The organism is Chitinophaga niabensis (assembly GCF_900129465.1).
Taxonomy (GTDB): Bacteria; Bacteroidota; Bacteroidia; order Chitinophagales; family Chitinophagaceae; genus Chitinophaga; species Chitinophaga niabensis.
Genome location: NZ_FSRA01000001.1, coordinates 389,253 through 411,007, shown reverse-complemented (window position 1 = coordinate 411,007; position 21,755 = coordinate 389,253). Strand labels below are relative to the sequence as shown.

Below are 21,755 nucleotides of genomic sequence, written 5' to 3'. Positions count from 1 at the left end.
AATCTTATCCTTTTTTTTCGGTGTTCAATAGCCCCTTTTTACCGGCTGCATTGTCCTGTAAGTGTATTGTATGTTTTACCGGCAGCCCGGCTACTCTTTATTCGCAACCCAAAAATTACCAAAATCATGAAAATCAGCACCCTGTTAAGCAGCTGCACTATTCTTCTATGTACCTTATTTTTCTCCTGCAGCAAAGGAAAAGAAAGCACAATCCCGGTTGAACGTTTGGACAATGGACTGTCCGTTCTGCCACCAGCATCAAGTTATTCCGTACCCCTGGCCGGGAATGGTTATGTGACCACACTGGCTTCCGGCGGCTCGGAAGTGATCACCGGCAATGGTCTCGGTAACTGGACCAACGCAGCCAGTATTACAAGCGCCTGGTTCCGCCTGTCGCTGACCGGCACCCTGAATATATCCATTCGTGCAAAAGTGCCATCGGGTACCAGCAGCATTCGTGTAACGGTAAACGGTACACCATTCACCAAATCCATTACCGGCAATGCTTATGCCACTCATTCTATCGGCTCAGTAACTGTCGGCGCAGCAGGATATGTACGGGTAGATCTGCAGGGCATCAGTAAAACCGGCAGTTACTTCGGCGATGTATCCGATATTATAATCAGCGGCGCCGCTACTGCCAACAATGTTACCTATGCGAGTGATGCCGCCAATTATTACTGGAGCCGCCGCGGGCCATCTGTACATATGGGCTACACGATCCCTGCAGGTAATACCGCAGAATGGTTCTATAATGAAATGACGATACCTTCGGGAGAAGACAAGATCGGTTCTTATTTTATGAGCAACGGTTTTTCCCAGGGATACTTTGGCATCCAGGTGAACAGCGCTACTGAGAGAAGGGTATTGTTTTCCGTATGGGACCCTCCGGCAGGCCAGGGTCAAACAACACTGGTAACAAAAGGTCCCAATGTGGTAGATAATGCATTCGGGGGTGAAGGTACGGGTGGCCAGAGTTACCTGATCTTCAACTGGCAGGCGGGAACAACTTATAAGTTCCTCACACGCATCAGGCCTGATGGCACAGGTGCTTCGTTGTTCTCTTCCTGGATCTATACACCCGAAACCAGCTCCTGGCGGTTTATCGCTACCTGGAAGCGGCCAAACTTAGTTACCTATTATACCGGCGCTCATTCCTTCCTTGAAAATTTTGCTGATACGCGCGGATACCTGGGCAGAAAGGTCCGTTACAATAATCAGTGGATCTATAATACAAGCGGAAGTTGGGTAGAGCTTACCCAGGGACGGTTCACAACAGATGCAACCGGAACAAACGATCAGCGGCGTGATTATGCCGGCGGGCTGGATGCAGGTAGTTTCTATCTGCAGAACGGAGGTTTCTTTGCCACCAATACGGCTTATGGTACCACGTTCACCAGAACTGCTACGGGTACGGCTCCTACCGTTAACCTCACTACATTGCCCTAGGGTATCCATGCCGGTTAGAACATATAAAAAGAATGGCCGCTTTTACGGCCATTCTTTTTATTTATGCAGGGGAATGAGCGCGCGGACCTGTGGATCACGTAAGTACAGTCCTGCCCAGGTAAGGATACCAAAGAGCACAGGGAACCAATAAGGTGCTTCCAGCCTTGCCATCACGGCTACTGCACCTCCGAGGTAAGCAGTGGTAAGGATAGCGCCTAAAACGGCTGTACGGGGAATGGCATAAAGAATGGTAGCGATCAAAAGTGCAATACCGATGCCCATTACCATATTTTCCGGCCATTGAAGTGCTACAGATCCTTTTACGGAAACATCCGCTTTAACTACTTTCATTCCTGCATCTACAAGGTTAAAAAGTATGACGAGGATACTGATGATCCTGCCTGTCCAAATAGCTGCTCCAGGTTTTTGCTGCGTTGTCATTGTTAGAGGTTTTATTGATTAAATGATAACACAAACTTACAGGCATTGTTTGGGATACAGGCAGGGAGAATCCGACATTATAAGGGGCTTCCTGCGACAATTATAAACTTGTATACATCCAACGTTCAAAAGGCCTTATCACTTCTCCTTTACTCACACGCTGAGGCCAATCCGGATTGGCAAGTGCACCTTTGGCCAAAGCAATAAGGTCTGCATGCCCTTCTGTTAATACACGTTTTGCAACAGATACTTCCTGCAGGCCGCCATTAGCTATTACTGGTTTGCCAGTGATCTGTTTTGCGAGGCCGGTAAAGGATTCCCCTGTTTCATAAAAGCCGGTGCTTTCCCATGATCCGCCTTCACCGGAAATATGCACGTAAGAGATATCCGCTTTTTTCACTTCTTCCAGTATAGCCTTTGCCGTAGCTGCACCTCCCGGAAACCGGTGAGTGAAGTTGTTCACTTTGCCTTCTGATAACCTTAGCCCGATAATAAATCCTTCGGGCACGGCTGTTTTTATTGCTGTGATGATCTCTGCAATGATGCGGAACCTGTTTGGGATGGAGCCACCATATGCATCCTGCCTTATGTTCGTATAATCAGTCAGGAACTGGTCCAGGAGGTAACCATTGGCCGCATGGATCTCTATACCATCAAAGCCGGCCTGCACAGCACGTTTGGCTGAGGCGGCATGTTCCGCTATGATGTTTTTAATATCGTCAATGGTCATCTCTGCAGGAAAAGGGAAAGGGCCATCTCCCCCACCGTACGAGCCCATCTTTTTACCTAAAGGTTGTATGGCTGAAGGTGCCAGTGTATGTTGATGATGTTGTGATATGCCACCGCCATGCATAAACTGTCCGATGAATAAAGCACCATGTGCTTTAATTTCAGGTACCATTGCGGCCCAGGCTGCTACCTGTTCCGGTGTAACAATGCCCGGCTGATTGGGATATGACTGGCTGGCTATTGTATCTGTATACAAACCTTCTGTGATGATCATGCCAAAGCCGCCACGGGCGAACTTTTCATAATAATCAAACATAGCGGGCGTGGGTATTCCGTCCAGGGCAGTGCTTACACGGCTCATGGGAGCTACTACTGTTCTGTTCTTTACCTGGTGGGTTTTGCTGATGTTAAATGTTTCGAGTATCATATGGCAAAGTTGGTACGTTCGGTACCTTTTGCCATTATCATTTGGTAATAAATTGGTGTGATGTGGGTTAGTTAGATGCCGAGTCTTTTCCGTTCCTTAAATATGAAATCCTGAATCGCTTTTACAGGTTCTTCTAATTCTGACGTCATTTTAAGATAATCTTTGAGATATTCATCTTGCATTTCGGATAGCAGCGCATAATATATCGGCTTATAGCGGTCAATCCATTCTGCGTTAGATGAAAATAGTTTATGCAGGAACTGTTTCTGTTTGAACACTAAGAAGTACTGCAATGATTCCGAAATGTATTTCATGTTATCATCTGAGTGAAAGGGCCCCTGCAAAATATCTGTTATCAATTTTCCGGCCTCCCTTGCTTTTTCATTCCACAAAAGAATTCCTACGTGAATGTATAATGCTATAATATCAGAATGATCCGTCAACGCTACAGCTTTACCAGATAATTCAAGCGCCCTACTTTTCCGGCTATCGCTATTCATCTCAAAATATAAATTGGCCAAATTACTCATGGCATGGGGCATGTTGTGATCTATCGCCATCTGATAATATTTTTCGGCATTCGCAACATCTTTCTTTTTTTCTTCATACAAGAGCCCGAGATTAATCATAGCTTTTGCATCTCCTTCATCTACTGCCATAAGGTAATATTTTTCTGCACCTGCTACATCGTCTTTATACTCATCATATAAAAGTCCAAGATCAAACATGGCATTCACATTATCCGCTTTTAGCGCCATCAGAAGATATCTTTCGGCTTCCTCTATATCTTTCTTATCATGCACGTAAAGGTACCCAAGTGCAACCATGGCTTCCGAATCACCCTTTTCAGAAGCTATCAGAAAATATTTTTCTGCACCAGATATATCCTTTTTATTACGAGCGTATAGATACCCAAGATAAGTTACAGCGCTCACATCTCCTTTTTCCATTGCCATTGAATAGTATTTCTCTGCACCTGCTATGTCTTCTTTTTCCTGCAAATATAAATTTGCAAGACCAACCATAGCTTTCGTACTATCTTTTTCCACCGCCATCAGGTAATACTTTTCAGCACCTGGAATATCTATTTTCTCCCGCTCATATAAAAACCCCAGATTAAGCATAGCATTCACGCTACCATTTTCTGCGGCCATTTGGTAATACTTCTCCGCACCTGCAATATCCTTTTTAACATTTAAATAAAAATGAGCTAGATTATCCAAGGCCCCCATATTGCCCTTCTCCACTGCCATCAGGCTATATTTTTCGGCGCTTGCCATATCTTTCCCATTGATTTGATATAGTAGCCCTAGCATAGCCATAGCATTCACATTATTTCTATCGGCTGATATTAATAAATATCTCTCCGCAGTAACCCAATCACCTTTCTTTGCATACAGAAAACCCTTTAGATCTATAGCATAAGCCTCATCTATTTTCTCCAAAATACCCAATTTGTTCAGAGCGCCTTCAAAATCCAGTATCTTCATAAGGTTTAAAATCTCCTTTTTTAATGAGAGTTCCTCCTTCGTTAACTTCTTGTTATAATTATCAACCCAAATTCTAACGTCAGACATCTCATCTTTTAAATCCTCTAACATTTCATGTATCAATTTTTTTTTATGCCCCCATTCTAATTTCACACTTTCGCTTAACGCCTGAGCAATCAAAAATCTGTTTCCCGGTTTAGTTTCCTTCAATCCAGTTTGACAAAACTTTGCGAAGCCCTTAAGTTCCTTATTAGTATAATAAGCATCCAGCCACTTCGTTAACCATATAACCCTCCTGGTGTCATATGGAGCAGCCTCACTCATTAATAACCATATGTTAAAAAAACGTTCATCAATCTCATAGTAATGATTACGGCCTGGTACATCTATCTTCTTAATATAACCACTCTTCTCCAACTGCACCAACTGAGCGGAAATGCTTTTACTGGGCACCCTCATTTCAGTCGCCAGTTCTTTCACGGGCGTTTTATCCCACCGCATGGCCAGGCTGTGCATTATTTCCTGTTGCTGAGGGGAAAGCGCTTTCATCCGGTCCTGATAGAGCGGCGTTACCAATTCTATCATTTCATGAAGGTAATCAACTGCGTTCCCGGTGTTTCTCCTGGAAACGATACTTAATAAAATGAGGAGTGTTCTTGGCACGCCACCACTTAGGATTCTCAGCGCATTGATCTTACCTTTTTGATATTTATATATTTCTTCGAAGTTTTCAATACCTTCTCCAATGGCCCTGCTTTTAATAAACTCCCTGGCCTCTTCCTTGTTAAGGTTATCGAGATGAACAGGCTTAAAAAAATCAAAGAATGGATGGGTATAACTCTTAAAATGCTCATTATAAAAAACAGCATTACCAATAACCTGTATTGGATAGACAATCAGTATCTCCCGCAGTACATGCTGATCTTTCATAGGGATCTTATCGATAAACTGATCAAAATTATCTATCAGCAATAATAGTGTTTTACCGGTTTTCGTCAGGTAGTCATTAATAATAAATACAAGATTATCCTCATACTGTCTGCTCTTCCCTAAACTCTCTTTCTGTTTCAACAATTCCGGCTCATCATTACCAAGTTGCTCTATGACCATTTCCCATAATTTGAAAAGGCGGCTCAGCCGGTATTGCTCTGCCCCAAGCCTTACCGCAAACAACTTTTCACTTATTGGTGGCTTTGCCGCCTCAATATAGACCCGTCTCAACAAGGTCGATTTTCCCATCCCCCTTTTTCCTGTTATTAAAAAATGTTGCAAGGGCTTTTTCTTCTGCTGCAACAGGTTGTCAGCTATCAATTGAAACTCTTTTATTCTGATTGTAAAATTTTCAATAAAGGATTTCTCATCCAATTTGTCTGCATGATAAAGGCCTTTGAGAGCTTCCATTATTTGTTTTTTTAGCGTAAAAAGAAATATCCCGGGATCATCAATTATATCACTACATTCCTAATCCACCAGGCTTGCAAGAGAGGTGAGTTAAATCTATAAATCCTGTTTGGCTCATCTTTTACGAAGTAACCATCATGTTGCAGAATATTCACAAGCGGAGCAGCATCATTAATATTGAACTTTACTATAGTGTCTTCCAATTCAAAATAATCAATGCCTTTGTTAACAGCAGCCTTATTCAGCACTTCTTTTGCAAAACTAAAATCAAATCCTTTAAAGATGCTCCTTAACCTTGTTAGCCAATGTTCAAAATAACTGCGATTTCCTAAGGCTCTTTCAAATGCCAGATCAATTATCCCCCTGGTAATTTTTTGGTTCTCCTCCTCTTTACAAATACTTTCTATTTCGCCCATCATCACCTGGATAAAATATGGCAGCAACCAGTTCATTTTTTCCAGAAAATACATCCGTTCCTCTTTCTCAAAGAGAATTGGATCGCCGTCAACTATCTGCGTAATCAAATCGTTTGCTTCCTTACTCGAAAATGGAGGGATACTAAAATGGCCGATATCAGTAATTGATCTTGGTTCATCAATAGATAACACCAGGTTCTCCAACCCAATGGATCCGGTATAGACAAAACTGATCTTCGATTTCACATTTAAATCCTGACGAAGTTCTCTGCATTGATGCAAAAAATTCCTCGCAACCTCCCTACCCTGATCCATAATAATGTTTTCCAGCGTCTGGGAGAATTCATCAATCATCAGAACAATTCTTTCATCACTTTCTTTCACCTCTCTGCATAAAAGCAATATCTCTTCATAATAATCAATTTCATTTCTGCCAAATTCAATTTCTGTCATTGAAATCTTTGTAATCTGTAGCCTTTTGAATACATCTTCAAAAAACTGTTTGAATTTCCCTCCATGATTTAATGTCCCAAGCAATGTTTTATATACCTTTTTGAAGAATTCATTTGGTTCATTAATTGATTCAGTTATAATATAAATGCAACGATATCCTTCTTTATCGTTTTTAAGCAGACTTATCATAAAAGACGATTTACCAACCCTCCGTGGCGCAGCAATCGAAAGATGATGAGACTCTTTCAGTTTCTTCCAAAACCGCTCATTCAAATAAGGTCTTGCGAAATAAAACTCGCCTTCCGCCGCAGGTCCAATTATCATTTTCATAAATAGCCAATTATGGCGTAAATGTAAATAGCTATAAATTTATAGCCAAATAAAATAACTATAAATTTATAGCTAAAATGAATAAACCGCTCTAAACAACTGTTTATCAATAAAATAAGTAATTGTTGAATTAAATACAGGGGAAATATTCCAGCATGAATGAATAAAAACAAGTTGGGGTTCTCCTATTATTTACCCCTCCTCAACCGGCTCAAAGACTCCTTTGTAATCCCCAAATAAGCCGCTACCTGATGCTGCGGCAACCGTTGTTCAAGGAAAGGATAACGGCTAACAAACTCCTCATATCTTTCCAATGCAGGTTTCTGGAAGAAGAGGATCCTGCGTTGCAATGCAATGAATGCTTTCTGGGAAATGATCCGGTAATAACGTTCAAAAGCAGGGATCTCATTGAACAGCTCATCCAGTTTCGCTTTATCTATCTGTAATACTTCGCCGCTTTCCAGCACATCAATATTAAACAGGGAGGGCTGTTGCGTAAGCATGCTATCCAGGTCTGAGATCCACCATCCTTCCACGCTGAACTGCAACACATTCTCCCTTCCTTCCTCATCTATTTCAAACTGGCGGCAGCAACCTTTCAGTACAAAATACTCGTACCTGCAGACCTGGCCTTCCTGCAACAGGAACTGATGTTTGCGGATAGGGAGGGATTGAAAAAAGGAAGGGATGCGCTGCTGCTCTTTTTCGCTCAGCGGCACATGCTTCAGAATGCTATCTATCAACAAAGCGGACATCTGACGGATTTTGCAGCAAAGAAACATTATTTCCAAACACAAAGGACTGCCCTGTTAGGGACAGTCCTTTTTTTGGGCTTAACAACGTTCTGTCAGAAATTATACTGGATACCGATATACCAGCCTTTCGGCTGCATATCAAAGCTGTATTTAACATCTGCTTCGAGGTCTGTGGTCTTTGGTATTTTTTGCCCTTCAGCCAGTTTGTTCAGCTTTTGCTCCCAGGTCCAGATGCCTCCGGCTGATAATGCTATCCTCCCGGCTGGTATGGAAAACCCTCCTCCTAATAACATCATGGGTCTTTTTTTAGTGGGGTCCATTCCGATCTGGATTAAGGGGGAGATCCATTGCGAGCCAAGGCTTACATTGAAGTTGAGGAAAGCAGCGGTAACAGGCATGCTTTTCTCAATATCATCCCTTACTACTTCAAACTCCTCGCCCGCAGGTTTTACACCATAACCTGTAAGTTTTGTACTTCCATAAAACAAACCTGTACTAACAGAAACCGCCACACGGTCATAATTAGTAAAGATCATGGTTGTTTTTACGGGATCTGCACTTTTTACCAGTTCCTTATTTTCTGCATCATACTTGTATTCAGTGAGCAGCAAGGTTACAGCGGCTTCTTTTCCATCTTCCAGATCTACACTCCTAATCCTCACAAAACCGGGAAAGTCTTTGGATGCATTCTTTATGGAGTTCCTGAGTTCTGTTATGAGGGGTTTCAGTTTTGCTATCAAAACTTTGTCCGACCTCATTTTTGCGGATGTTCGTTCTACGAACTGGCTCATACCGTTCTTTAAGATGGTATTCAGGGCCGGATCTTCGATCTTTAATTTTTTGAGGCCAAGCAGTACGGCCTCCTGTGCTGACTTCTCTTTTTCCTGGGATTTATTGTATTTGGCTATTTCGCTTTCTATGTCGTTGGTCTTTGTTTCCACTTCCTGCATTTTTTCTATCGCATAGAGTGTGCTAAAATGCTCTTCTACTTTACCTGCAATATTGTTACTATGCTCAGCGTCCAGGATGATCAGATCTTTGATCAGGTAATTGATCGCATCAATTTCTTCACCCGTCAGGTTGCATTGGTCCATCCTTGCCATGAGCAATACCGTGGTGAGGTTTACGTCATAGAATGAAGTACTCAGGTCAATTGATTTGCCGGACTTGCATTTGGGGGCTTTTCCTGCTTTTTCGATCTCCCCTTCGCTGGCGCCCTTGGTTTTATTGATACTGGTTATATCTGTTCCGAATGATCCGATAAAAGAAGTCAGGAAATCGCGGGCTTTGGCATTATCCGGATCATCATACACGGAGTCCGTCCAGGCGTATTTAAATCTTAAGGGGTTCTTCCATTCGAAGTACAGGTTGGCATAATTGTCCTTGAGGGCAAAGGGTTTGCTCACCTTAATGGGCCCCCTGGAATCCATTCCCATTTCCGGAACAAAATATTCCAGCGTACCACCGGAAAATACAAAATGGATATTCCTTTTCGTAACCAGGGTCCCTTTGATCCGGAGTTTCTTTTGGGCAGATGTTGTTATTGCCATTATTATGCAAAACAGGAGTATAATGCTCTTTTTCATATAAGGGGTATTAAACTGTAAAAGGTCTTTGATTGTCGTACTTAGTGTTGGATTTTCCTAACATCAGATAGTTGGGGATTTGCGGGGTGTTATCAAAGCGGGCAAGTAATGCGTTATGAAACTGCTGGTAATTTCCCTGGAAGCTTCCCTGCTGCCATACTTTTTTCAGTTCCCTGGTATACACGCTGTTAAAATCATCATCTTCTGTTACCTGGTTATCCTGGCATGCGGCCAGGAGTTTAATACTGGCTTTCAGGTCCTGTTCACTCCTTTCCCGGACTGCGTTCCTGATATTATCATAGAAAGCTTTGTTCGACAAAAAGGTATACTTTTGCGTTTCGTCCGGCAGACTTTTGATCACCCTGTTTCCATGCAGTTCAATAACGGTGCCGCTATGGCAGCTATCAGATATAACCAGGATGCGCACGTCTTCCCTGAATTCACAATAACGATCGAACAATTCATTATCCGGGACCTGCCCGTTGTACAGGCACCATGTTTCATCCTTACCATCCTTTTCTTTCCCGGGCAGGTTGCTTCCATGGCCGGAGAAAGTGATCAGGAAAATATCACCCGCTTCAAGGGTATTGGCAGCCTGGCTGATCCTGTTCAATACAGCTTCCCTTGTTGCCCCGGCGTTTAATATTTTTTCATTATCGAAGCCCATCTTCTCAGCAATCGCACGCATATCTTCGGCATCAAATTCCGGCCCTTTAAGTATCGGGAAAACATCTGAATAATGTCCCGGATCAATACGGTTCAGGCCAATGTGTAAAGAGATTCCTTTTTGCATAGAGATAATTTTTAGGATTTAAACAAAAGATCAATTAATGACTGAACAATACTTACGATCAGCGGAGAGGCAGCTGCAAGCATACCGGTGAAATTTTTGAACGGGGTTTTCAGGAACTCGAAGAATTTCCCATCCGTTTTGAGGTCCGGTATATCTGTTTCTGCAAAGCGCATCCTGGCCGGGATATAGACCAGCAGCAGCACCAGGGTACACAAACCTCCGAACAGGTACAGGAAATCCGTTCTTACGGGGCTGTACCCCCAATCATTTGTGAGCATGCGAACAAAATCAAGGGAGTTGATCAGGCTGTACAAAGTGCCTGTATTCAACACCATTAAAGAAAGGATGATGGATGCAAGGATGAAATAGGTATTAAAGATACCGAACAGTTTTTTCCAGTCAAGCTCCTTCACTGCGTCTTTCTGCTGTGTGGCTAACAGTTCCGTTTCGCTTTTGCCTGCGAACTTAAACGTTGCAGCCTCTTCCCTTGCCTTTATAACAGGTTTTGCCTGTGTTTCCAGCATGGAAGAAGTATAAATAAACCCAGCCAGGCAAAGGGCGCCGGAAACAGCCCCTATGATGGCAAACCATGTAGTAAATGAAGTATGCCCCTGCATAAAATAGAGGTCCTTTACAATGCCGGTATCATAAAAGGTAAGGCGGCAAATTAAGAACAACAGGCCTATGAACAACAGCACGATGATGCTGGTGTATAAGTAGTTCTTTTTACCGGGTGGTACAACCAGCAGATCATCTGCCTTCTTTTTCAGGAAAAAGGTGGTGACGGCGGCTACAGGGCAGAAGCTACAGAAGATCAGTACCAGTATGATCCATACACCGGTAATGGGATACCGGGTAATGAAAGCGATATTGGAGGAGGCCCGCACTGCCTTAAATGAAATGGAATCTTCCTCCATGGTGAAGGGGATAGCCGCATCTTTCAGGAAACCTTTCACGTACGGGCTTTCCCATTTAAAGCCCCGTTTGGCAAAATCCTTATCCCATAACACCAGGTCTTCCAGTGTGATGTGGAAATGTAATGCCTTGTTCAACAAATTAAAGGTGGTGGTATCAATATGAGAAGAATCTTCAAATAACTCCTTATATTGAGTAAGTTTTGTAATGATCCCTGAGTCGCTTTCCTTCTTTTTCTTCCAAAGCGCTGCTTGTTTGGTTTTAACCGTATCTCCTTTATCAATAACTAAATTGTCCAGCAACTTTTGTGTGCTGTCCATTTGGTGCGTGTATCCTGCAATGCTGGTATTAACTGCCCTCAGGCCAATGGCCTTGGGAGCATAAACGATCTCGTGGAAATCGGGGGAAGGTCCGATGAAGAGGATGATACAGCCGAAAATAAATCCCAGGGCGCCTGCTGCCGAGAGCCAGGCTATTTTATGATCCGGGATGAAGGGGAGAGTATTGTCTTCCATGTTTGTAAGATTTTACTGGTTGATACAGCAAAGTTGAAAAGAACGGGGCTGCGGGGAAATGGGAAAATGGCCCAAAGCATACGGGAAATTTCCCATACCGGCCGGGGGGAATGGACGGGGCCACCTGTCTGATAATTAAGGCAAATTTGATGTGTAATAATATTCCTAACCTCTAACTCTACTCACATGCAAAAAGGCAAATTTCTTAAACGCGGTCATGCTCACATGCAGTATACGCAGTTTATGAACGATTTCGGCACTAAGAATTATCCGCAGGGAGTATGTTACTCCCTGGCAGAATTGCAGACATTCATTGATACTGCCAATGATATGTTCGACAGGATGCAATTCCCCCCGGCAGCAAAAAACAGAGGTGCTGCGCTTACTTTAGGTATTCATTTGAAGGAAGAAGCCAACGATCCTCCTTCCCACGCGGATGGAAAAGTCACCATTATGCTGGTGGCCTCTATCTGGGCAGACGACACTACCATCCCAGGTCACGCAGCAGCACTGGACAATCATGTGCTCACTCCCAGGCCGCTGCTTCTTGACGAAGAAGAACCTAAAACAGACGAATTTAAAGACGTGGCTTACGACGCCGGTAGCCTCTATCCTTGAGTTAACCTTACAATCAAAGAAATGTTCTCATTATACTCAATCGCTGAATGGATAGCATTCCTTTGTAGTATTCTATTATTTGCGAAGGGAGTGGAAAAGGGATACCGGGTATTCTTTTTCTACGCCCTTACCGTGATCCTTACAGAGTTCGCCGGCCGGTGGCTGATGGAAACCACCCAACATAACCACCGGCTTTTTACATTTGCCTGCTTTGCTTTCACCTGCTTCTATTTCCTGACGTTGCGCAGCTTTTTGAAAGAAACACAACGAAGGAGACTGGTGACAATACTACTGGGTCTGTTCATCACCGTATACACCATTAACCTGTTCTTTATCCAGCAGCTGGAGGAATTCAATTCCTATTCTTTCATTGCCGGCTACACCATGCTGTCTATCGCCACCACTATATATTACATGGAGTTTATCCAGCAGGAAACCATTACGCCTATATGGGAAGAACCTAATTTCTTCATTGTAACAGGCTATTTTATCTATGGCACCCTCACTGCCATCCTGTATACACTGCACAGGTATTTCGCCTATATGAAGATCCCCAATGCCAATTACAGGAACCTGTTCACTACTACCAGCGATATTACAAACGTTTCGTTATATTTATTACTGGCTGTAGCCTTCGTCATCATATGGAAAAGGAGAAAGTCATAAGTATATTCTTCCAGGTAGCGGTGATCGCATTTACCCTCATCGTTGCTTTTGTTACCGCTATCGTGTACATGCGCTTCAAACGCAACCAGGATATCCGGCAGAAACATTCTATGGAAAAGGAATTTGCCGAGCAGCTGAAGCAGTCGCGCATAGAAGTGCAGGAGCAAACTTTCGGGCAGATCGGGAAAGAGCTGCACGACAATGTGGGGCAACTGCTCAGTACTTCCCGCATGCTGCTGGGGCTGACGGAAAGAAGCCTTCCCCATCCCCCGGATACATTGATCACTGCCAACACCACACTGGGAGAGGCTATCAACGAACTGCGGTCTTTATCCCGTTCTATGGATAAGGACTGGCTGGAACAATTTAACTTTTCGGAAAACCTTCATACAGAAATACTCCGTATCAATGCGGGCAACAAAGTACAGGCCTCCTGCCATCTCCAGGGTATGCCCAATCTGGCTTCCGGCGAACAGATCATCCTGTTCCGCATAGTACAGGAAGCCATACAGAATGCGCTCAGGCATGGGAACCCCACCATCATCAGCATTAAAGTAGAGGAAGAAGAGAACGGATGCTGCATCATGGTGGAAGATAACGGTTCCGGTTTTGCTATGCCCCATCATAAAGAAGGCATGGGCATGAATAACATGAAGCAGCGCACAGCTATCCTTGGCGGGCATATTACCTGGCGTGCAGCTCCGGGAGCAGGTGTTGCTGTATTCATCCATTTACCCATTAAAAATGCTGTAACATGAAAACGAAGATTGGACTGGTAGACGATCATCAGCTATTCCTGAAATCACTGAGCCTGATGCTGGAAACTTTCCAGGAATATGAAGTAGTGGTGGAAGCCCTGAACGGGAAAGACCTCCAGGAGAAATTAAAAATCCTGCCCCAGCCACCTGAAATGATGCTGATAGATGTGAATATGCCACAAATGGATGGCGTGGAAACCACGCAATGGCTGAGTGAACATTATCCCTCTATGCTGCTCATTGCCCTGTCTATGAATGATAAGGACCAGACAATTATCCGTATGTTCCGTGCCGGCTGTTCTGCCTACCTGCTGAAAGATACCCACCCCACCGAACTGGAAAAGGCACTCAAAGAGGTACGTACCAAAGGATATTATAATGCGGACACGGGCAATATCAATTTCCGCAGGCTGCTCCGCAAGGCAGATGAAAAAACGGAACTGCCCATCAACGCCAGGGAGTTGCAATTCCTCTCCTACGCATGCAGCGATCTTACTTACAAAGAAATTGCGGTAAAGATGAACCTCAGTGAACGGACCATAGACGGTTACCGGGAGGCGCTGTTTGAAAAGCTCCATGTACAAAGCCGGGTAGGGCTTTGCCTTGAGGCCATAAGACGGGAACTCGTGAGCTTATAAAAATTCCTGATATTTGTAAAAATCCTGACCATGGCTATAAAGATCATTAACACCGTGCTGATCCTCTTTGCTGTTTTTATGGGGATCAAACAAGGCTGGGCTATGCTGGCCGGCAAAGCAGCGATGCTGGAAATGTTCGGCAAGTGGCAACTGGGCAAGACCAGTGTAGCCGTACTGGGTGCCATTACGTTGATCGGCTCCGTGCTGGTATTATTTCCTAAAACATTCCTTTGGGGCAACTTCATTATGGCTGCCACCATCCTGTTCATCATTGTTCTGCACCTCAGCACGAAAGACCTGAAAGGCGTAGCGATAGAGCTGCCTTTCTTCCTGCTTTCCTGGGTGATCATTTACTTACAGCATCCACTATATGCACGATAGCATTTTACTTGTACTGGCTTTACTTTTTGTTGTTTTTCTATTGGTGATGGTGGCCCGGCGGATAAAGATCGCCTATCCTATTTTCCTGGTGATCGCAGGGCTGGGCATCAGTTTTATTCCCGGCCTCCCGCTTGTGAATATAGACCCGGACCTGATCTTCCTCATCTTCCTTCCTCCGCTGTTATATGAAGCGGCCTGGTATACTTCCTGGAATGATTTCTGGAAATGGAAAAGGCCTATTGCCATGCTGGCTTTCGGGCTGGTGTTCTTTACTTCCACCATTGTAGCTTACGCTTCCGTAGCCATCATTCCCGGTTTTACACTGGCGCTGGGTTTCCTTTTAGGAGGCATTATTTCCCCGCCGGACGCAGTAGCTGCAGCTACAGTACTAAAAGGGTTGCCGGTACCCAAAAGGGCATTGATCATCCTGGAAGGAGAAAGCCTGGTGAATGATGCTTCTTCGCTTATTGTATTCCGGTTTGCCCTCGCGGCTGTATTAACCGGTACGTTCTCCATGCATGCGGCAGTAGGGAATTTCTTCCTGGTGGCAGGGATGGGCATTGTAGTAGGACTGGCAATCGCGCATATCATGTACGTCATCCATCGCTTCCTTCCTACCACACCTGCTATCGATGCAGCATTAACGGTGATGACCCCTTATTTGCTTTACCTCACCGCGGAAGCTTTCCATTTTTCCGGTGTGATGGCAGTAGTGAGCGGCGGCCTGTTCATCTCCTACCGTTCTCATGAACTATTTAATACGGGAGCCACACGCATGAATATGCTGGGCGTATGGGTTACCCTGGTATTTGTAATGAATGCACTGGTATTTATATTGATAGGATTGGAATTGCCGGCTATTATTGCAGGGCTGGGTGATTATTCCGTATGGGAGGCATTGAAATATGGCTTGTATATCAGTGGTATCATTATCGCATTAAGGCTCCTGTGGGTTTTCCCGGGTGCACATCTTCCCAGGTTGCTGATCCCCGCCGCGCGCAAAGAACCATCACCAGGCTGGAAAGGGCCGCTGGTTACAGGTTGGGCAGGTATGCGGGGCGTGGTATCCCTGGCCACTGCTTTATCCATCCCTGTTATGATGGACGATAAAGTACATGCATTCCCGCTGCGGAACCTCATCCTGTTCATCACCTTCGTGGTTATTTTTGTGACGCTCGTGTTCCAGGGATTGACCTTGCCTTTTCTTGTGAAGTGGATAAAGATCACGGAGATCGATCCTATTCTGCCGGAAGATCAACAGGATGCAGGTATTCAATTACGTTTAAAGAAAGCAGCGCTTGAAAGATTAAATACACAATACAGTTCAGCGGCCAGGGAAAATGAACTGGTGGGCTTCCTCAAAAGGGACCTGGAAAGTGATATCGCTATCACTTCAGAACGGCTGGAATCACTGGAATGTGTGGATACCGGCCATGAAGAAAAAGAAATGTACAATAAAGTACTGCTGGATCTCTATAACGTTCAGCGAAAGGAATTATTTAAACTGAGGAAAGAAAAATTCTTCAGTGATGAAGAGATCAGGAAAATAGAAATACAGCTGGACCTGGATGAACTAAAGATCAGCGGGTCTAATCATCACTGATAAAATAAAACGGACCATACCGCGTTTTAGGGATCTGACACACCCTAAATCCACATTTCCTATGATGATCAAACCAAAATCGTTGGTATGGGCCACTATTTTGCTGGCCGCTCCTTTTCTTTCCCATGGCAGCTCTCAGGCAGACAGTCTTCCTCCTGTTTTGACAAAGTGGGATACTACACGGGCACTTTCTTCCGTTAAAGAAGCGATACGTGTGAGCTCGGCTGAGGGCAAAGCAATGCTTAGCTGGATGCAAAAGGACCCTGAAGACCGGAAGCCACTGTATGATAGCCTGTTATTCTTCAACCATGATGATCTTGCCATCAGCTTTTATAAAAGTTTACTGCAGGAGAAAAAAGATCAGCAACACTTTGGATTAATAGAATATCTGCAAAGCCTTTCAGGCGGCCTGCAAAGGGAGCGGATGGAGTACCTTTTTTCACAATACCCTAAAGTTCTCCGGGAAAGTACGTTGGGAAAGAAAATATTAACCGGCATCCGCAGGCAGGATGCTGCATTGGCCTGTTTGGCGATGGAATGGTGTGAAAGTGTTTATTGAGCGTCAGAGGCGAGGTACTATATACGGGTTATATGTTCATTGCTTCGGTAATAGGTAGGATAAGGATCGCAACCGGGTAGTGGTGGGATGGTAGGTGGACTTGATGTGGAGATGCTGCGGACTTGACGTGGACTTGCTGTGGAGATGCTGTGGACTTGACGTGGACTTGCTGTGGACTTGATGCGGGTATCATATCGCTTTCCCGAGGAACCGTGCATAAGCTTTTTCAGCACTCAGCACAGCATGGGCGGCTTCTTTTCCTAAAGGTGTATACAGCTGCGTTTCAATCTGTATGGTACGCTTCAGTTCCCGGTATTTCCAGGTCCCCGCTACCTTTCCATTTAGGATCACGGAAGGTTTAAAGCTACCATTGTCCAAATATCCTGCCATGTATTCATCAAAAGAAGGTAAAAGAGAAACAGTATGCGGCGCGGGTAAGGCAGGTTGTGTTTCAGCGAACCAATAAGCCTGCCCGTTGATCACAACATGTTGCAAAGCATCTTTATTCATTTCAAATCCCACTTTGGCTTCTTCCGGTGTGAGTCCGCTCCACCAAACAAAATCAGGTAAGGTAGCAGGGCCTCTGCTGCTGAAATAACGCCTTGCCAGCTCCGCGATAGCAGCCTCTTTTTCCAGTATGACCGGGGAAGGCACTAATTCACCGAGCAGTGCATATACAAATTCATTCCCCTGCCTTCCGCCATTCACGATCAGCCCATCCAGTTCCGCATCCAGGATCAGGAAATTCATGCGTATCTCATCCAGGTGTTTATTGGTTTTCAGGCAGAGGGCCAGCAACTCTGCACGTGTTTTCCTTTTATTACCTTCCAGGGCTTTGGCCATGATGGTTTTACTCCGCTTAAGGTCTGCATTAGTGATATCCAGCCTGTTATGTAATTGTTTATAACCTGCTTTTATGCGCTGCGCAGAAAGTTCAAGCAACCAGCCAAGATCATCGGGAGCCACAAAATGCCAGGCTGGCCTTAATACCTGGCTGCGGAAGAAAGCGGCTCCCTGGAAGGCCTTCTCTATATCTGCACTGGTCAGATGCCTGAGCCTGTTGCCAATGGCCCATTTGGCGCTGCTGTAATCCTCCGCCTGCATACATCCCATCCATGCGATCAATTTCCCCGGCTCCGAAAAAGCGGAATGGGTCACCTGTTGGTTCAGGAGCCGGTAATGTGTTATATCCATACCACAAAGCTAAAAGGGGATGGTGACAACGGTATGTCAGGTGTGATTAACAATTTTTCCCGGGGAGTTTGGGCACGGTTTTGTATGTATATCTTCTATGGAAAAGCAAAACGATAAAGGAACACCTAAACAGGAACCCTGGCCGGAAGATGATGTAGCGGAAAAATACATCAGGGATGGCGGGAAAAAGGAAACGCCTACTGCTGAAGAAGAGGAAGAAGCAGAACGGGTATTAAGAGAAGCGAAAGAACCGAAGAAATAATGACACAATTGGGGTATTAAAAGGAACAGTTCCTGCAATACGCCCAACGGTAATCTTCAGGATTCAGATAACTTTCAGCAGATTCGTTAAACGTTCTTTCAGCAGGTCTTTCAATGAGGCTGGCTCTATGATCTTTGCATGGTCTGCAAAGGTTACATACCAGCGTGAGAAAGCCTGTATACAGGGCGCATCAAAGAACATGCGTGTATGAGTTTTGCCGGGCTTTTCACTTTTAAAGCCATAATCAAACTTCTGCTCCTGCAGGTAACGCACCATGAAATTATCCACGTCTATCACTGCAGGGAAAACCTGTTCTTTCTCTTTGGCCTTTTCCAGATAAGCAGCAAGCGTTTTATGCTGCTTGTGAAAGGACTTATTGGTTTGGCTGAGGGAAAGTATCCTTTCCACCCGGAAATGCCTGTAATCCTTTAATAAATGACAATAAGCGATAGCATTCCAGGTACCGTTCTCGTGAAAGATCCCTATCGGTTCAATATCCCGTTCCACAGGGCCCTCTTCCGTGGCGTAATTTGCACGCAGGGTTATTTTTTCTGAAACGGCTTTTATGAGCAGGGGCAAGGTGTCGTTGACCAGGAAATTATGTTCGGATTTGTTATGTTTTATGGCAATGCTTTCTTCCATATCCTCCAATACTTTCTTCTGCGCATTGCGTAATATGGCCCTTACTTTGAACATGGCTGATTTGAAGCGTTCACTGTTCTGCAGGTCTGCATGGTTCTCCAAGATCTTCTCTGCCATTAAAAAGGCGATCACTTCTTCTTCCGTAAACATTACGGGAGGAAGGCGGTATCCTTCCATGATGGAATAACCCAGTCCTTTTTCACCAAGGATAGGCACTCCGGCCAGTTCCAGTGAACGGATATCCCGGTATACGGTACGTAAACTGATCTCAAAACGATCAGCTATTTCCTGGGCTACTACCAGTTTCTTAGACTGAAGATGGATAAGGATGGCCGTCAGGCGATCGAAACGTTTCATCATGCCGGCAATTTACCCATTTTTCTGATACAGCATGAGTAGGGGGCCGGTGATGTTCCGGCCCCTCTCCATTATTTCTTCACCAGGCAGGCAACGATCATACATACCGTGGCAATAAAGCCGATCACGGTACGTGTATGATGCAGACTATTCCATGGTTGTTCAAAGAGGGCACGCTTTGCAGCCTTTGCTTCTTCAGATGCTGTGGCGATGTTGAATTTGTCCAGCATTTCATTCAGCGGTACATTCTTTGCCATGGTAATGCCAAACGTACCGAAGATGTATAATACAGCCCCGGCTACGATGAGCCAGAAGCACAGGGAGGTGGGCTGCGAATAGTTCAGGTAAGCAGCAAGCGGTAATAAGATCACGCTGCCCATGAAAGAGAGAAAGAACAACGGGTTCAGAATAGCCCGGTTCATTGCCTGAAAGGCAGAAAGGTATTCTGTATTGTTTAACCGGGCAAGCCCGGGCACCACGGAAACGGACCATCCGTAAAAAAGGCCAACCAGCATGGCAGTAGTGGTAGTTGCAGCTACTAAGATAATTCTGTCGAGTGTGTACATATCATTTAGGTTAAAGGTTGCTAAGATAGTTTTCGAAAGATAAAGGGCGGCGGCGCAGCAGGTATTCCAGGTCCTTTTCCACATAAGCAAATTCATTGGCCCTGATACCATCCACCATGCTCACCATACAGCTGATCAGCTCTTCCGGCAAATGTGCTGCAGCCATTCCTTTCTCAAGGTAAGCATTCGGTACATCTGAGTAGCTGATGTTTAACAGCCTGGCAGTGTCTGCGAAAGTATAAGCCTTGCCACCGGAGATCTCGTATATTTTGTTTTCATGCCCTTTCTCAGTGAGTACGTTCGCCAGCGCTTCCGCAATATCCAGGCGGGATACAAAACTCACTTTACCATTGCCGGCGGGATATTCCCAATGTCCTCTTTCAATTGCATTGCCCATGAACAGCGGTATTATTTCCATGTATAAACTGTTCCTCAGGAAAGTATAAGTGATACCGGAAGAAAGGATAGCCCTTTCTGTGGCCAATGCCTGGTGGGTAGCATAAAAATTGGCCAGTGCAGAAGGTTTTATGGAACCGGTGTATACAATATGTTTTACCTCCTGTTGCAGAGCAGCGCGTACCACATTTGTTTCCTGCCGGATACCTCCCTCCCCCATGCTGGTTGCGGAGATCTGCAGGAGTTTATCCACCCCTTTAAATGCAGCATTTAAGCTATCCAGGTTTTCATAATCAGCCTTGCGCACCTGCACGTTAAGGTCATGCATGGTGGCCGGGTCCCTTACTACGGCTATAATGTTGCCTGGTTTTGTTTTCTTCAGCAGGAACCGGATAGTGGCTTTACCTAAATTCCCGTTAGCACCTGTAATGGCTATCATAGTATTGTTATTTCTTAAACAAAGCTATGACGGTGTGTTTCGGGAAAATAGAACAAAACCGACAGCCCTAAATTTTCCATTCAGGGAAGTTCTCGATCACTTCCTGGGATTGTTTGCTGAACTGATAAGGTGAGATGCCTGTGAACTCTTTGAAGGTGCGGATAAAGTGAGACTGATCTGAATACTCATTCTCAAAAGCGATATCGCTCAGTTTATCGAACTCATTATTGCGCAGCTGGTTCAGCGAAGCCTGGAACTTGCAGATACGGGAAAACATCTTGGGAGAAATACCCACTATTTCTTTGAACTTACGTTCGAAATTCCTTTCAGACATGTTCAGTTTATCCAGCAGCTCTTTCAGGGGCACATTGCCTTTGGAGGTAATGATACTGTTGATGGCAAATTGGGTACTACTGTCTACCGGTACTTTATTCTTCTGCACCAGCGAAAAAAGATAGGCATTGAGGATATCTATCTGCTCGTTGATATCAAGGGTGTTCAATAATTGTTCAGACAGCCTGAAGCCCTGTTTCATGGACAGGAGGTTAACATCCACACAGGTATTGGTGAGTTCTTCCGCATTGATCCCAAAAATAGACTTCAGTGCCTGCGGATAGAAGTAGATCCCAATGGTATTGAATTTGCCCGGGGCATGCAGGGTAGTGTGTTTGGTGGATTGTCCATAGAGGAAAAGGTCCGGCAGTTTCTTTTCGTCCTGATCATAGAACCTTACAAAATCTGATTGCTGGAAGATAAGGCCGGGGCATCCGTCTGCTACGGGAGCAAAGGTCCTTGGCGTTGCATCCATGGCAGTGCTTTGCAGCGTCCAGATGTAACGAACATGTTCCCTGAGGTAGGCAGGTGGTTGTATTTGTTCGAACTTCATACTTTTTAAAATTACGGGATTTTCCTGTTTTGCGGAATAGAGACGGGGAAGTAGCTGGTTTTCAATACGTTTTGCAATACCCTCCACCCT

General features: G+C 44.7%; 22 protein-coding genes. 9 read left to right on the top strand and 13 right to left on the bottom strand.

From position 1 onward, the window contains the following. The first annotated feature begins 126 nt into the window (after positions 1-126). Positions 127-1,449, top strand: a complete 1,323-nt coding sequence (locus tag BUR42_RS01720) for a DUF3472 domain-containing protein (RefSeq protein ID WP_074237445.1) — start codon at positions 127-129, stop codon at positions 1,447-1,449. 57 nt (positions 1,450-1,506) lie between these two features. Here the strand turns inward: BUR42_RS01720 and BUR42_RS01715 are convergent, their stop codons facing one another. From BUR42_RS01715 to BUR42_RS01680, 8 genes are all read right to left on the bottom strand, one after another. Then, on the bottom strand, positions 1,507-1,890 hold the full coding sequence (locus BUR42_RS01715) for a DoxX family protein (RefSeq protein ID WP_074237444.1): 384 nt from the start codon (positions 1,888-1,890) through the stop codon (positions 1,507-1,509). Between the two features lie 100 nt (positions 1,891-1,990). After that, positions 1,991-3,046, bottom strand: a complete 1,056-nt coding sequence (locus tag BUR42_RS01710; protein ID WP_074237443.1) for an oxidoreductase — start codon at positions 3,044-3,046, stop codon at positions 1,991-1,993. A 71-nt stretch (positions 3,047-3,117) separates the two neighbouring features. Continuing rightward, entirely contained in the window at positions 3,118-5,937 is a 2,820-nt protein-coding gene (locus BUR42_RS01705; protein ID WP_074237442.1) for an SEL1-like repeat protein, read from the bottom strand. 44 nt (positions 5,938-5,981) lie between these two features. Next, complete coding sequence (locus BUR42_RS01700; RefSeq protein ID WP_074237441.1) at positions 5,982-7,136, bottom strand: ATP-binding protein; 1,155 nt, start codon at positions 7,134-7,136, stop codon at positions 5,982-5,984. A 188-nt stretch (positions 7,137-7,324) separates the two neighbouring features. Continuing rightward, positions 7,325-7,891 (bottom strand): Crp/Fnr family transcriptional regulator, encoded by a 567-nt coding sequence (locus BUR42_RS01695; RefSeq protein WP_074237440.1) that lies wholly within the window; start codon positions 7,889-7,891, stop codon positions 7,325-7,327. A 92-nt stretch (positions 7,892-7,983) separates the two neighbouring features. Next, positions 7,984-9,477 (bottom strand): hypothetical protein, encoded by a 1,494-nt coding sequence (locus BUR42_RS01690; RefSeq protein ID WP_234979587.1) that lies wholly within the window; start codon positions 9,475-9,477, stop codon positions 7,984-7,986. Positions 9,478-9,487: 10 nt separating this feature from the next. After that, positions 9,488-10,270 (bottom strand): caspase family protein, encoded by a 783-nt coding sequence (locus BUR42_RS01685; RefSeq protein ID WP_074237438.1) that lies wholly within the window; start codon positions 10,268-10,270, stop codon positions 9,488-9,490. An 11-nt stretch (positions 10,271-10,281) separates the two neighbouring features. Next, positions 10,282-11,700 (bottom strand): hypothetical protein, encoded by a 1,419-nt coding sequence (locus BUR42_RS01680; RefSeq protein ID WP_074237437.1) that lies wholly within the window; start codon positions 11,698-11,700, stop codon positions 10,282-10,284. A 225-nt stretch (positions 11,701-11,925) separates the two neighbouring features. Between BUR42_RS01680 and BUR42_RS01675 the strand changes: the two genes are divergently transcribed. The 7 genes from BUR42_RS01675 (at position 11,926) to BUR42_RS01645 (ending at position 16,923) form a co-directional block, all read left to right on the top strand. Then, positions 11,926-12,318 (top strand): hypothetical protein, encoded by a 393-nt coding sequence (locus BUR42_RS01675; RefSeq protein ID WP_074237436.1) that lies wholly within the window; start codon positions 11,926-11,928, stop codon positions 12,316-12,318. A gap of 21 nt (positions 12,319-12,339) precedes the next feature. Further along, positions 12,340-12,984, top strand: a complete 645-nt coding sequence (locus BUR42_RS01670; protein ID WP_143197300.1) for a hypothetical protein — start codon at positions 12,340-12,342, stop codon at positions 12,982-12,984. After that, the gene (locus BUR42_RS01665) at positions 12,963-13,742 is read left to right on the top strand and encodes a sensor histidine kinase (protein WP_074237434.1); all 780 of its coding nucleotides are present in this window, start codon (positions 12,963-12,965) and stop codon (positions 13,740-13,742) included. Before BUR42_RS01670 ends, BUR42_RS01665 begins: the two co-directional genes overlap by 22 nt. Then, positions 13,739-14,380, top strand: coding sequence for a response regulator transcription factor (locus BUR42_RS01660; protein ID WP_074237433.1), 642 nt, complete (start codon positions 13,739-13,741; stop codon positions 14,378-14,380). The genes BUR42_RS01665 and BUR42_RS01660 overlap by 4 nt, the downstream gene beginning before the upstream one ends. A 30-nt stretch (positions 14,381-14,410) precedes the next feature. Then, entirely contained in the window at positions 14,411-14,761 is a 351-nt protein-coding gene (locus BUR42_RS01655; protein WP_074237432.1) for a DoxX family protein, read from the top strand. Beyond that, the gene (locus tag BUR42_RS01650; protein ID WP_074237431.1) at positions 14,751-16,364 is read left to right on the top strand and encodes a Na+/H+ antiporter; all 1,614 of its coding nucleotides are present in this window, start codon (positions 14,751-14,753) and stop codon (positions 16,362-16,364) included. Before BUR42_RS01655 ends, BUR42_RS01650 begins: the two co-directional genes overlap by 11 nt. A 61-nt stretch (positions 16,365-16,425) precedes the next feature. Beyond that, positions 16,426-16,923, top strand: coding sequence for a hypothetical protein (locus tag BUR42_RS01645; RefSeq protein WP_074237430.1), 498 nt, complete (start codon positions 16,426-16,428; stop codon positions 16,921-16,923). A gap of 189 nt (positions 16,924-17,112) precedes the next feature. Here BUR42_RS01645 and BUR42_RS01640 read toward each other — a convergent pair whose 3' ends face one another. Further along, a complete protein-coding gene (locus tag BUR42_RS01640; RefSeq protein WP_074237429.1) occupies positions 17,113-18,117 on the bottom strand; it encodes a winged helix DNA-binding domain-containing protein in 1,005 nt (334 codons plus the stop codon). Between the two features lie 97 nt (positions 18,118-18,214). Here BUR42_RS01640 and BUR42_RS29715 point away from each other — a divergent pair, with 97 nt between their 5' ends. Continuing rightward, the gene (locus BUR42_RS29715; protein ID WP_159442192.1) at positions 18,215-18,379 is read left to right on the top strand and encodes a hypothetical protein; all 165 of its coding nucleotides are present in this window, start codon (positions 18,215-18,217) and stop codon (positions 18,377-18,379) included. 63 nt (positions 18,380-18,442) lie between these two features. Here BUR42_RS29715 and BUR42_RS01635 read toward each other — a convergent pair whose 3' ends face one another. The 4 genes from BUR42_RS01635 to BUR42_RS01620 form a co-directional block, all read right to left on the bottom strand. Next, positions 18,443-19,378: a helix-turn-helix transcriptional regulator gene (locus BUR42_RS01635; RefSeq protein ID WP_074240380.1), complete on the bottom strand. Its 936-nt coding sequence runs from the start codon at positions 19,376-19,378 to the stop codon at positions 18,443-18,445. A 71-nt stretch (positions 19,379-19,449) separates the two neighbouring features. Next, positions 19,450-19,944: an anthrone oxygenase family protein gene (locus BUR42_RS01630; protein ID WP_074237428.1), complete on the bottom strand. Its 495-nt coding sequence runs from the start codon at positions 19,942-19,944 to the stop codon at positions 19,450-19,452. Positions 19,945-19,954: 10 nt separating this feature from the next. Next, entirely contained in the window at positions 19,955-20,779 is an 825-nt protein-coding gene (locus BUR42_RS01625; RefSeq protein WP_074237427.1) for an SDR family oxidoreductase, read from the bottom strand. A 67-nt stretch (positions 20,780-20,846) separates the two neighbouring features. Further along, on the bottom strand, positions 20,847-21,665 hold the full coding sequence (locus tag BUR42_RS01620; protein ID WP_074240379.1) for a helix-turn-helix transcriptional regulator: 819 nt from the start codon (positions 21,663-21,665) through the stop codon (positions 20,847-20,849). Positions 21,666-21,755 lie beyond the last annotated feature (90 nt).